The organism is Rhodococcus sp. IEGM 1370 (assembly GCF_033142325.1).
GTDB lineage: Bacteria > Actinomycetota > Actinomycetes > Mycobacteriales > Mycobacteriaceae > Rhodococcoides.
Genome location: NZ_JAWLRY010000001.1, coordinates 421,778 through 434,295, shown reverse-complemented (window position 1 = coordinate 434,295; position 12,518 = coordinate 421,778). Strand labels below are relative to the sequence as shown.

Here is a 12,518-nt window from a genome sequence, read left to right as displayed (position 1 = left end):
GGGGCAATCACTGCACATGGCTGAAAAGAACTCGTACACCGTTCCCGGACTCACCTCGGAAGTGGGCGCGCGCGTCGCCGCGATCCTTCAGGATCGACTGAACGCCTACAACGATCTCCACCTGACCCTCAAGCACATTCACTGGAATGTCGTCGGTCCCAACTTCATCTCGGTACACGAGATGCTCGACCCGCAGGTCGAAGCAGTTCGCGGATTCGCGGACGACGTCGCCGAGCGCATCGCAACCCTCGGTTCCTCGGCCAAGGGCACCCCGGGCACCATCGTCTCCGAGCGCAGCTGGGACGATTACTCGATTGGTCGCGCGACGGCCATCGAGCACCTCGGTGCACTCGACCTGGTCTACACGGGAGTCATCGAGACCACTCGGAAGAACATCGAAGAGGTCGGCGAGATCGACCCGGTGACCGAGGACATGCTCATCGGCCAGAGCGCGCAGCTCGAACTCTTCCACTGGTTCGTGCGGGCACACCTGGAGAACTCCGGTGGTCAGCTCTCGACCGCCAACGCGACCAGCGAGGTCGACGCGGCGAAGCAAGCAGGCTAGACACTCACGCTTTACGCACCGACCTCGCCGTCAACCGGCGGGGTCGGTGCTTTTTCATGGGCCGGCGTCAGTCGGACGGTCTCGCTTCGTGCCCGCTGCGGCCGTGGGTTCGACGCTTCTCCTTCATCTCGGCCTCGAACACGTGGCGACGTCCGTCGAGCAATTCGTCTCGGACGGCCCGCTCGTGCTCGCGCAACGGGCCCCAGTATCCGTCGTCGAATTCCTCGACGAGCTGGAACGTCCAACGCCCCGGTGCGATGTTTCTGCCGATCATGTCCGTGTCGATCCGCTGCGCGATCGCGTCGTGATCTGCCTCGGCGAGTGCCTCGACGGCCTCACCCAACAGCAGGTCCGAATGCCCCATCAGTTGGTGGAACGAGTACAGGTGTCCCCGGGCCCGCTCCACACACTCGAGCGCCTCGGACAACTTTCCCACCGCGGCCACGGTCGCATCGTCCACTCCGCTCGGGCGCCGGTGTTCGGGTGAGGGCATATCGGGGGCGGAATGCATATCGGTATCTGGGTCCATGGGCGTCGATTACCCGAATCGGGCCGGCAGAACCCGCCGCACGTGCAGTTCGTGATTACCGACGTCGATCACGGGTATAGCTACTCGTGAACGGATAGACAATCGATTTCGAGGAGTTCACCATGGCTGATTTCATCGACAAGGCAAAGCACAAGGCAGAAGAGCTCGTGGGCGAAGCCAAGGAAAAGATCGGCCACAAGACCGACAACGACGATCTTGCTGCCGAAGGCGCAAAGGATCAGGCGTCGGGCAAGACCAAGCAGGTCGGCGACGACGTCTCGGACGCCGCAGGCAACATCAAGGACAAGTTCAAGAACTGATCGTCTCGATCGGTCGAAACGAAACCCCGCACCCAGGCCTCGGCCGTCGAGGGTGCGGGGTTTCGTCGTTCCCGGTCCCTCGTCAGATCGGCGGATTCGGCAGCGGCATGGGACGTCCGAACATCCAGCCCTGACCGAGGGTTGCTCCCAGAGACCTGGCGCGACGCAGATGCCTGCGGGTTTCGATTCCTTCGGCCAGCAGAACGGCGTCGCTCGAACCGACGTAGGCGCGCACCTGCCGTATCGCGGCGCGTGAGCGGTACGGGGACCTCACGATCGACGCGTCGAGTTTGACGATGTCCGGCGCGACCGAGGCCAACAGCGCCAACGTTGCAGGCGTGGCACCGACGTCGTCCATGGCCACCGATATGCCGCGAGCGCGGGCTCCTCGAACCAGAGCCATCAGCAACGGCACGTTGCGGTCGAGGTCTCGTTCGGTGATCTCGAGGACGACGTCGAGGTCGTCACCGATCGCGTCGAGGTGGATGTCGACGTCGCGTTCGTCGGCGAAGCAGCCCGGCTCGATGTTGAGAAAGAAACGCACCCGACGCGAGTAGGCGCGTTCACGCGCCGCCCGCAGCGCGGCGGCGCGACACGCGACGTCGACGCGACCCACCAGTCCGCGCTCTCTCGCCAGCGCGAACACGTCCTCGGGCACGGCCAGGCTCGGAGACGGCCACCTGGCCAGAGCCTCGTATCCGACGACTGTCCCGGTGGCCAGTTCGACGACGGGCTGAAACAGAGCGGCCACGGATTCCACCGAATCGAGCGCCGCCGATGCTGCGAGCACCGCGCCGTCCGGCGCGGTCACAGTGATCGCTCGTCCACCGGAACGCGACGGGCCTCGAGGCGGTCGGCGATCAGAGCCGCGTGCAGTCTTCGCAGTCCGGACGGCTTCATCGGATCGAGTCCGGTGAGCTGCTCCACCCTTTTGAGACGGTAGTCGACGGTGTTGGGATGCACCGTCAGCCAGGTGGCCGTCTTCTTTCGGTTGGAGTCCGAATCGACGAATGCTTGCAGCGTCGGCAACAGGTCGACCGAATCACGCAGCGGATCGATCAGTGTCACAAGGTGTTTGCGCCCGAGGCCCGGTCTGCTCACCTGGTACTCGAACACGAGATCCGAAATCCGGTACGTCCCTGGTGCGTATCGGAGCCGACGCACGAGACTCAGCAGTTCGTACAGGTGAGGCGCGGTAGCGGCGATGTCGTCGATCGCGGCCGACCCGGTTGTCGCAGTCACCGCCACCTGACCCGCGTCGGCCAGACGATCGATCAAGTCGCCGACGTCGACGCCGGGGACATCGGGCAGCAGGACGGTTCCGCCGGTGGGACTGATCGACGCGATGGGCACGCAGTCCGCGTCGAATGTGGCCAGCGCGGTGTGGATTCTTCGCAGTTTTCGAGCCGCCATCATCGCCGCGTCGATCCGACGGCCACCTTCGTCGGCATGGGCCGGAAAGTGCAGGGCGACAACGTGATAATCCTCGGCGAGCAGCGTTCCCATCCGATCGGCGATCTTGCGAGCCGTGCCGTCACCGGTCAACAGCGCGTCCAGCAGTTCCACGTCGTGACGGGGACCGTTCTGAGCCAGCGTGCGAAATTCCGTCAGGTAGGCATCGGACACGGCCGCGGTGACGACGTCCAACAGTTCCATGACCAAGACGGTTCCGTCGGCGAGTCGATCGTCGGCACCCCCGTCGCCCGGGCGCGGTGCCTGTCGCACAGCCAGTGCGCAGCCCTCGTTGACGGCATGTTGGATACGGCCGAGCGGTACGCCGTCTCGGGCCCACCGGGTCGCTGCGTCGCGAAAGACGTCCATCGCACCGGGTATCGGTAGCCGCCCGGATTCGAGTACTCCGGTCGCCAGTTCGCAGCAGGTCGTCGTCATGTCGTCGAGTTCGCCGCGGGCGCACTCACGCGGCGGTGGTGTGTCCTCGGGCTCGCCGAAGTACTGATCCAGCATGCGTGCGGCAGTCTCCCTCGGAGTCCGCAGACGATCGGACGCCCGTCGTCCACTGACGTATTCCTCCTGCGACACGTGCACGCTTTCCGTTGCCGTCACCGAAGACCCCACCCCTCGAACCTCGAAACCTACTTCAGGTTTGTTTCCCCCCTACGAACTGTAGAACACCAATCAAACCTGGGGATTGTTTTTCCGAATGTATCCGGCAGTCGGTTCGGATTCGGGTCGTCGGTGCTCAATTGTGACGATCTCTCACATACGACTCGGCGGTTACGGGCAGATTCCAAACGCCCGACAGGAGAACGAGAATCACCGAAATCCGCGCTTACTGTTCCGCCTTGTCCAACAACCCTCGTCGAAAGTCAGGCTCCATGACCACTTCTCGGTCCACCTCCCGTACGACGCGGAAGGCAACGACGGTGCGCGCCGCGATGATCGCCGCAATGGCGTGCTCACTCACCCTCGGTACCGGTGTCGCAGCACAGGCACAGCCCGCCACCGCACCTGCTCCGCCCGCCACCGTGCAGGGCGACACGGTCGTTCCGCCCGGCCCGACCGAGGCTTCCCCCAAGGCCGCCGACCAGGGCATCGCCCAGCCCAACATCGAATCCGCCGCTCCCGCGACCATCACCTACGACCCACGGACCGAGACCACGGGTTACGGACCGGAGCAGAAGAACTTCCTGGCCGGATTCCTGTACAGCATCGTCAACCCCAATGTCGCACCTCAGGGTGCCAACGACTGGAACTGCAAGCCGTCGGCAGCGCATCCACGTCCGGTCGTGCTGCTGCACGGCACGTGGGAGAACGCCTACAACAACTTCGCGCGGATGTCGCCTGCGCTGAAGAAAGAGGGCTACTGCATCTTCGCGCTCAACTACGGCGACCGGGACTCGAGCATCGTCGGTAATCTCGAGTCGCTGCGCGGCACGGCATCCGTTGCGTCGAGCGCGAAGGAGATCGCGACCTACATCGACGCCGTGCGCGCCGCCACCGGGTCCGCTCAGGTCGACATCGTCGGCCATTCCCAGGGTGGACTCGTGACCCGCCAGTACCTGCGCTTCGAGGGTGGCGCCAACCCGGCCGACCCGACGAAGAACAAGGTCAACACCGTCGTCAGCGTCGCCGGGTCGAACCACGGCACCACACTCGTCGGTATCGGCACTCTGGGTCGCACGATCAACAACCTGGGCCTGAACGTACTCGGCGTCGTCGGGGCCATCGCCGGACCCGCCGCCTCGGACCAGGTCATCGACTCGGATCTGGTCAAGGGATTGGCAGTGGGCGGTGATACCGACCCCGGCATCAAGTACACCGTGATCGGCACCAAGTACGACGAGGTCGTCACCCCGTACAAGACGACGTTCCTCACCGCCGGACCCGGTGCCACCGTCAACAACGTCACCCTGCAGAACGGTTGCGAGATCGATCTGTCGGACCACCTGTCGATCTCGGTCTCGCCTCGCGCGATCGGCATCGTGAAGAACGCACTGGATCCGAAGGGCTTCCCCACGAGGTCCATCCCGTGTGCATTCAACTCACCCATCACCGGCGGCTAGTCACCGGCGAGCAAACCTCGGTGAGGGCGATCGGCTGCGGAGGCCGATCGCCCTCACTGTTGCGCGGGGCCCTGCCGGTCCGAGCGAATCAGCCGGCCGTGCGGCGGATCCCGGAGCCGTCGATTTCGACGAGGCCGCGAGCCGCGAAGGCGTCGAGCCATCCGATCATCGGCCACCGCCCCCATCGGTCGAAGAACGTGCGCGCGTTGGCGACGATGTCGTCGAGATGCTCCACCGGAGGATCGGAGACCGGATGGAACTGGTGATAGGCGTGCGCCCCACCGACCCACCGCAACCCCATGCGCGACGCCTCCGCGGTGGCTGCGAAGTCGGTGTCCTCACCGCCGTAGCCGGTGTAGTCCTCGCAGAAGCCGCCGAGTTCGGTCCAGGTCGTTACCCCGACCGCGAAGGACAGCGACCAGAAGAGATCGAAGTTGTCTCCGCGCTCGACGGTGCCGACCGGCGGGTTCGGCCGCGCCGGGTGCGGTGCGGTCAGCAACGTCAGAGCCTTGCCCTCCGCACCGATGTCCTTCTCTTTCAGATAGGTCACCGGGCCGCAGAGCAAGGATCGCTCGTTGCCGGGCAGCGTTGCCGCACGGCGGTACTGCTCGATCATGTTCGGGTCCGGAATGCAGTCCACGTCCAGGAACACCAGCAGTTCCGCGCCACGTTCGATTGCTGCGGCCGCGCCTCGATTGCGGGCGCGGGCCAGCGGCAGCGGGGTCTGCGGGGGCATGTCGATGCACGTCGCCGCCGAACCCGATCGAGCGAGCACGTCGACGATCGCATCGTCGCCCATCGAGACCACGACGTGTTCGACCTGCTCTTCCGATGCACTCAGACCGCGCACCTGAGCGGCCAGGTGCTCGTGTCGACCGGACACCACGGTGACGACGACGGCCTTCACTGTCGCGCCGTTCGAGGTGCGGCCTGCTCGATCGCCCTGGCGGCACGGGCGGGTGCGCCCTCCGTACACAATGCGGACCACCGACGGCCACCGATTTCGAAAGCGCGATCGGCTGCAGCATGCCAACGCGCGACGGACGGCCACGAGCCGAGAACCTCGGCGAACGGTCCGCCCGCCAGCGCCGCGGCGGTGGCATGCTGCTCGTCGAAGGGTCGGGCCTGCGGCACGACGATGGCCGGCGCGCCCGAGGCGGCGACGTCGGCGACGGCGTTCTGGCCGGCGTGAGTGACGACGAGTGCCGCCGAACACAGCACCGGCCACACGTCGTCGATCCAGTCGCCGCCTGCGACGCCGAGTGCGCGGAACTCGAAGCGGCCGTCCACCGCCGACCACGAGTCCACCAGGTCTCGGGTCAGCGCCGTGCCACCGGCGGCACCGAGAACCACCACGGTCGGATCGGCGTGGGCAGTGTCTCGCTCGCGTTCGGCGAACCGGCTGATCGAGCCTGCATAGGTGGTCTTCTCGGCGAAGGGGCGCAGCCAGGTCGGGTCGTAGACCTCGCGCGACCACGGTGCGACGATGTGGGTCGCCGCCCGGTAGGCGAGGTTGTGGATCGGATCATTCCGCTCCCCCGGTATCGCCATCACGATCACGCGAACACCCATGAGCCGCAGGAACATCGCTACTTCCACCGATACGTCGACCACCACCGCCCGCGGTCGCTCGCGCGCCACCCACTCCGCGATGATCGCCATCCGTTCGGTCAGACCGTCCACGTCGTGGGGAGCCCAGTGCAACACCCCTCCAGCCGAACTGTCCACCGCCGCATTGCCTTCCACGGAGTCGTCCACGTCGAGAGGAAGCGAGATCCACTCGGCCGCCGCATGCGCTGTCGGTCGAGCACGCGAGGACAACACCGTCATCGGCTCGGCCATCGACCGTGCGATAGCGTCGGAACGGGTGATGTGACCGACCCCGTGGTGGTGCGCGTAGTAGCCGATCATGCGATCGCGAGTCGGTGGTCTACCGAGTCGACCGCTGCGGCCAGAGTCGAGTGATACAGCGCCTCGTACTCGTCCACCATCCGGCCCATCGAGCACACCTTCTCGGCCCGGGCCCGGACGTCGGACCTCCTCAGCGCTGCCGCCGCGGGGATCGCTGCGGCGAGGCCGTGTACGTCGTCGGCAGCCACCAGCACTCCCGACGAGCCGTCGACGATCTCCGGTATGCCGCCCCTGGCGAACGCGGCGACGGGAGTACCGCAGGCCAGCGCTTCTGCCACCACCAGGCCGTACGGCTCGGACCAGACCGGCGAGACCAGCGCGACCTCGGCACCTGCCACCAACGCCGCCAGGGCGGGCTGATCGAGGTGTCCGACGTACCGGATGTTCTCGTCGAGCATGGGTTCGACGAACTCGTGAAAGTACTCGAGATTGCTCAGCGGACCGGCGATACGCAGCGAGCGCCCTGCTTCTTTCGCGGCCGCGATGGCCAGGTGCAGCCCCTTCTCCGGGACCACCCGACCCGACCACACCACGTAGTCGCCCCCGGCACCGAACGGCCAGTCCTCCAACGAGATTCCGTTGCGAATGACGACGGTTCCGGCGGTGACATCGGCCCACTGCGAGGCGGCGAACTCGCTGACGGCGGCAAAGGTGTTGGCACCCGGAGGAGCCAACGCAACCGCGGACTCCAGCCACGCGAACGGAGGTGTGTGCAGTGTCGTCACCATCGGTACCGACAGCGTCGCCGACATCGCCAGCGGCAGGTAGTGCAGGCTGTGGTTGTGCACGATGTCGAACGACCGAGACAGCGTCCCGGCCAGTTCCAACATCACCGCCAGATACGCGTGATGCTCACGGATCGCGGTGGGAGTGATCGCCACGTCGGCGATCGAGATCGGCGTCAGATCCAACGTTCGGACCGGCAACATCGTCGCGTCCAGGTCGACGCTCGATCCGTCTGCAGCGAACAGACTCACCTGATGTCCACGCTCGGTGAGCGCGCGCACCAGGTTGTAGACGTGCGCCTCCAGACCGCCGGCGAAGGGTTGTGCCACCGGAAAACTCGACGACGCCAACACCGCGATGCGAAGTGGGTTCTCGTTCAACGCATCTCCTTTGTCACTGCTGAATAGATCGCGGCATGAGTTGCTGCGATTCGCTGTCGTTGCTCCGCGCGAACGCCCGAATCGACCGCAGGCGTTCGATCGGCGTGCGCTGCTCGCACGGCAGCAACGAGGGTGTCGGGATCGAACGAATCGATTCCCATTCCAAAACTGTGCACCTGGGCCTGATCTGCGTAGAAACCGCAGTCCGACGCGACCACGGCGGTACCGAGATCGCGGCAGGCCTCGAGCCAGCCCGAGTGTGTTCCGAATCGATACGGCAACACCGAGACATCGATCGACGACAGATAGTCCCACAGCGCGTCGTCGTCGAAACGTTCGTGCACGCGCACGTCGACATCGGGAAAACTCGTGTAGTCCAGCAACTTTGCGCCGACCGTCGGGCTGTACCAATGGCTGGAGGACTCGAACACGTCCTGGTCGATGTCCAACCGAACAGTGGCGTCGGGCAGCGATCGTGCGGCCTCGACCACGGCATCCATCACAGCCAGCGGGTCCATGTTGGACCGCAGGTTCTTGGCGTGGACGCCGATGACGAACGAGTCCGACTCCGGGCGCGGCAGTGTCATCCGCTCCAGCGGCACGACGTGCGGATGGTCCACCACTGTTGCCTCGACACCCCACCGATCGTGAATCCAGGCAGCGGCTCCCGCGGTGAGGGTGATGACGGCGGCGGCAGCGGGAACCAGTACGTCCAACTGTCGCAGGTGATCGGCGCTGTCCGCGAAATGGGGATTGTGCAGGTCGTGAACCGTCAGAACCAACGGCTGCCGGTGGGCGCGCAGATGCTCGACGGTGCGGGTGAGTTCGTCGGCCGTGAAGGACTCGAACCCGAAATGCACGTGCAGAACGTCGAAGTGCACGTCGGTCTGCTCGGCGAGCCACCGAGCATCGAGCAGTCGTGGGGGCCACCACTGGCCGGGTACGTCGACTCTTACCGGGGCAGGATCGGGCAGCACGATCACCGCCGGGTCGACGGACATCTCGTGTGGGGCGGCACCGACGACGGGCTGCAGGTGTCGGACATAGGCGTGCGAGGACGGAACCGATGCAACGCGAATCATGAATTCCTTCGGGTACAGGCAGGTGGATCGTGCCTGGTCCCGACACGCGATACGTAGCCTGTACCCAGTTGGTGCCGGGTTCAATCGGGGTTGGCGAAGCCCGTCCGCCGGGTCTACGTTGACGAGAGAATGGTCCAACATGAACGATCACACGACGTCGGGGCAAGCATGGACGGTCGCACCCGCCATTACGGCGAATTCTACGGACTGGCGGACGACGCCGAGAAGGACGGACCGCTTCTGCTCGTCTGGGGAAACTGCCAGGCCGAGGCACTGCGTATCCTCCTCGGTTCCGACCCGGCCATGCCGCTGCGGACGGTACGCATCCCTCCCGTACACGAGCTGGAAGCCTCGGACCTGCCCCACGTCGACCGCCTCGTGCGCCAGGCGTCGGTGCTGCTCACCCAGCCGGTTCGAGCCGGTTATCGGTCGCTGCCACTGGGGGTACCCGATCTCGCCGACGCGCTCGCACCCGGTGCCACCGTGGTCCGGTGGCCGGTACTGAGATACGCGGGGCTGCACCCCTTCCAGGTCATCGTTCGACACCCGAGCGACCCCGCTGCCGTCCCGAACATGGTGCCGTACCACGACTTACGGACGATTCTCGCCGCCCGTCGCGGCCTCGGCGGCGATGAGGACTGGGATCGACCGGTCTCGGACGACGGTCTGCGACAGGCAGCCGAGGCGAGCCTCGACGAGTTGCGCCGACGCGAACGCCGAGACACCGACATCGTTGCCTCCGACCTGTTCGCAGATGCCGGGATCGACGCCACCCACACGATCAACCATGCGACCAACGTGGTCCTCGGCGCTCTCGCCCAGCGGATACTCGATCAGTTGGGGACCGGGAGCACGGTGCGAGATCCGGGACGCGAACTGCTCGGCGGCGTTCGCGCGCCCGTCGAGGGGCGAGTGCTGAATGCTCTGGGCCTGCAGGGTGATTCGCGGCCGAACTGGTCGGTGGACGGCGCTGCAATGTCGCCGGATTCCGTCCATCGCGCTCACCTGCAGTGGTACGCGGATCGTCCCGAGTTCGTCGATGCTGCGCTCGAACGTCACGCCGAATTGATCCGAACCCTGGAGCTGGCACCGTGACCGGGACGGTACTTCATCTCGTCATGGGGCCCGACGAGCACGGTGTCGTCCGCTGTGCGCGCGAATTGGCCTCCGCCACAGACAGTCCGGTGATATCTGATCTCGAACAGCTCCCCCTCGACAGTGCGACCCACGTGCACTTCACCGACCGGTTGTTCGGCCGTACTGCAGAGGCGGCAGCGGATGCTTTCGTCGCCTTCGCGCAGCGGCACCGCGCACCGATCACCGTCACGATGCACGATGTCCCGCAGGCATCCGACGGCCACGCATTCGAGGCGCGGAAGAAGTGCTACCGGCGGGTGGCCGATTGCGCCGCTGCCGTCGTCGTCTCCAGCATGCACGAGCGGCTTTTGCTCGATGACGTCCTGGAGGGGGGAGACGACGTTCGGGTGATCCCGCTTCCGATCGGACGCGCGGAGCCACGAACCGAAGACCGCGTCACCCCGCGAAAACTCGTCGGCGTACTCGGATTCGTCTACCCGGGCAAAGGGCACGAGGAGGTGCTCGATGCCATGACGTCGCTGGACACCGACGTCGACTTTCTCTCGATCGGGTCCGCATCACCGGGCCACGAAGCCATGATCGAGGAACTCGGCCGTGCTGCAGAGCAACTCGGCCGATCGTTCACCTCGACCGGTTTCGTTCCCGATGCAGAGCTGAACGAGATCCTGCGGTCTATCGCGATTCCCGTCGCGTTCCACCGACACGTGTCGGCATCGGGTTCGATCAATTCCTGGATCGCGGCCGGCCGTCGACCACTGGTCCCGCGCGGTCGGTACGTGGAGGAAATGGAGACCAACTCCCCCGGGGCGCTGTGGATTCACGAGAATTCGGTCGACGGCCTCGCGTCTGCGATGGCGCAGGCTCTGCGCCATCCCGACAGGACCTGGCAGAACCGCGACGTGGTCACCTACCCCACTCTCGAGCAAGCAGCCGTGCTGTATCGCGCACTGTTCGACGAACAGTGCGAACGAACGGCAGACCAGCTACCCGACGGCCGATGGGTGGTTCCGGGCAATCGGTGGGATCTCGCCGAGCCGGTCGATCGGGAACCGCGAGTGTCCGTGGTGATCCCGTACTTTCGCCAGCAGCGTCAGCTGGAGTTCGTACTCACCGCGCTGACACTGCAGAGCTACCCGGCCTCGCTGCTCCAGGTGATCGTGGCCGACGACGGGTCCCCCGAAGCACCGGACGTCGACGGCTTCCGGACGGACCTGGACATCACCGTCGTTCGACAGGACGATCTCGGCTTCCGTGCGGCGGCAGTACGCAACCTCGGCGCATCGGTGGCCGACGGGGAGATTCTGTGTTTTCTGGACGCCGATACCGTCCCCGAACCCGGCTACATCGCGGAATCGGTACGGCTGACAGGGGCGGTTCCCGATGCTCTCGCCGTGGGCCGGCGACGCCATGCCGATCTGACGGGCTGGTCCGCCGAGGACGTGGCCGGGTGGTTCGGCGGCGAATTTTCCGGACCACCGGAGTTGTCGGAGCCGGGGTGGCTTCGGGACGGGTATTCCCGCTCGCGAGACCTGCTCGATGCCGATCGGCGTTCGTACCGGTTCATCATCAGCGCCGTCATGTCGTGCAGCCGTAGGCTGTTCTCGGAGATCGGTGGATTCGACGAGACCTTCGTCGGCTACGGCGGAGAGGACTGGGAGTTCGCGCATCGCGCTTACGACGCCGGTGCCGTCCTGGCGCACCTGCCCCGAGCGGTCGCCTGGCACGACGGACCCGAATGGGCCGAGCGGACGGGCGGGGATCGCGAACGCAAGAATCTCGAAGCGCTGATGCTGTCCTCGCGCATCACCGACCCGGCGGCTCGCACTCACGGCCTCGTCTACGCCGTGCCCGAGATCGTCGTGGTCGTCGAGTGCGCCGGACACAGCTCTGCCTCGCTGCTCGCCACGGTCGGTTCCGTTCTGCGCGAGCGAGATTGCGCGGTGTGGCTGGACGGTTCGGACGCGGCGTCGTTGCGAGAGCAGTGGGGCGACGTGGACCCACGGGTCCATCTGGGTCGGCCCGGCGACACCGGCCGCAGCCACATGGTCGTACACGTCCACGGACTCGTACTGTTCGGTGAGCACGCTCTGCGCCGAATGCTGGTAACCGGTGCCGATCGCATGACCGTGGACGTCGGCGGCTGCGGTGTCGTCGAGTGTCGCAGTTCGCGGTCGAGTGCGCGCGCGGCGCGGTGGGCCGATGCGCTCGGTCGTGATCGGCTCGATACGGCCGAAGGTCTCTTCGGGCACATGCACCGCACGGCCGTCGAATTCGGGATCTCGACCGGTGAACATCAACCGAATCTGTCCTGGTGAAGGGGAATACGGTGCGGCGGCCACTGATGGAAGAATGGATGTCCGCGCTCGTCGGGGACGACGTAACA

General features: G+C 65.8%; 12 protein-coding genes. 5 read left to right on the top strand and 7 right to left on the bottom strand.

All coding sequences use genetic code 11. The features are described 5' to 3' along the window. Nucleotides 1-16 precede the first annotated feature (16 nt). Nucleotides 17-565: a Dps family protein gene (locus tag R4P47_RS02170; RefSeq protein WP_032397614.1), complete on the top strand. Its 549-nt coding sequence runs from the start codon at nucleotides 17-19 to the stop codon at nucleotides 563-565. 67 nt (nucleotides 566-632) lie between these two features. Here R4P47_RS02170 and R4P47_RS02165 read toward each other — a convergent pair whose 3' ends face one another. Then, a complete protein-coding gene (locus R4P47_RS02165) occupies nucleotides 633-1,094 on the bottom strand; it encodes a hypothetical protein (RefSeq protein ID WP_317783994.1) in 462 nt (153 codons plus the stop codon). A gap of 122 nt (nucleotides 1,095-1,216) precedes the next feature. On the opposite strand from R4P47_RS02165, the gene R4P47_RS02160 reads away from it, so the two are divergent. Next, on the top strand, nucleotides 1,217-1,414 hold the full coding sequence (locus tag R4P47_RS02160) for a CsbD family protein (protein WP_068050352.1): 198 nt from the start codon (nucleotides 1,217-1,219) through the stop codon (nucleotides 1,412-1,414). 82 nt (nucleotides 1,415-1,496) lie between these two features. Here R4P47_RS02160 and R4P47_RS02155 read toward each other — a convergent pair whose 3' ends face one another. Both R4P47_RS02155 and R4P47_RS02150 read right to left on the bottom strand, forming a co-directional pair. Then, a complete protein-coding gene (locus R4P47_RS02155; protein ID WP_317547490.1) occupies nucleotides 1,497-2,225 on the bottom strand; it encodes an EAL domain-containing protein in 729 nt (242 codons plus the stop codon). After that, on the bottom strand, nucleotides 2,222-3,478 hold the full coding sequence (locus R4P47_RS02150) for a PucR family transcriptional regulator (RefSeq protein ID WP_262498275.1): 1,257 nt from the start codon (nucleotides 3,476-3,478) through the stop codon (nucleotides 2,222-2,224). The genes R4P47_RS02155 and R4P47_RS02150 overlap by 4 nt, the downstream gene beginning before the upstream one ends. Nucleotides 3,479-3,750: 272 nt before the next feature. On the opposite strand from R4P47_RS02150, the gene R4P47_RS02145 reads away from it, so the two are divergent. Then, nucleotides 3,751-4,938: an esterase/lipase family protein gene (locus tag R4P47_RS02145; RefSeq protein WP_317783993.1), complete on the top strand. Its 1,188-nt coding sequence runs from the start codon at nucleotides 3,751-3,753 to the stop codon at nucleotides 4,936-4,938. Between the two features lie 88 nt (nucleotides 4,939-5,026). Here the strand turns inward: R4P47_RS02145 and R4P47_RS02140 are convergent, their stop codons facing one another. From R4P47_RS02140 to R4P47_RS02125, 4 genes are read right to left on the bottom strand one after another with little or no spacing between them, the layout of a single operon-like run. Beyond that, complete coding sequence (locus R4P47_RS02140) at nucleotides 5,027-5,845, bottom strand: glycosyltransferase family 2 protein (RefSeq protein ID WP_317783992.1); 819 nt, start codon at nucleotides 5,843-5,845, stop codon at nucleotides 5,027-5,029. Then, nucleotides 5,842-6,849, bottom strand: coding sequence for a glycosyltransferase (locus R4P47_RS02135; protein WP_317783991.1), 1,008 nt, complete (start codon nucleotides 6,847-6,849; stop codon nucleotides 5,842-5,844). The genes R4P47_RS02140 and R4P47_RS02135 overlap by 4 nt, the downstream gene beginning before the upstream one ends. Continuing rightward, the gene (locus R4P47_RS02130) at nucleotides 6,846-7,955 is read right to left on the bottom strand and encodes a glycosyltransferase (protein WP_317783990.1); all 1,110 of its coding nucleotides are present in this window, start codon (nucleotides 7,953-7,955) and stop codon (nucleotides 6,846-6,848) included. The genes R4P47_RS02135 and R4P47_RS02130 overlap by 4 nt, the downstream gene beginning before the upstream one ends. Next, nucleotides 7,952-9,037 (bottom strand): glycosyltransferase family 1 protein, encoded by a 1,086-nt coding sequence (locus R4P47_RS02125; RefSeq protein ID WP_317783989.1) that lies wholly within the window; start codon nucleotides 9,035-9,037, stop codon nucleotides 7,952-7,954. Before R4P47_RS02125 ends, R4P47_RS02130 begins: the two co-directional genes overlap by 4 nt. 168 nt (nucleotides 9,038-9,205) lie before the next feature. Between R4P47_RS02125 and R4P47_RS02120 the strand changes: the two genes are divergently transcribed. Together R4P47_RS02120 and R4P47_RS02115 are read left to right on the top strand one after the other, a co-directional pair. After that, entirely contained in the window at nucleotides 9,206-10,132 is a 927-nt protein-coding gene (locus tag R4P47_RS02120) for a WcbI family polysaccharide biosynthesis putative acetyltransferase (protein ID WP_317783988.1), read from the top strand. Next, nucleotides 10,129-12,450, top strand: coding sequence for a glycosyltransferase (locus R4P47_RS02115; RefSeq protein WP_317783987.1), 2,322 nt, complete (start codon nucleotides 10,129-10,131; stop codon nucleotides 12,448-12,450). The genes R4P47_RS02120 and R4P47_RS02115 overlap by 4 nt, the downstream gene beginning before the upstream one ends. Nucleotides 12,451-12,518 lie beyond the last annotated feature (68 nt).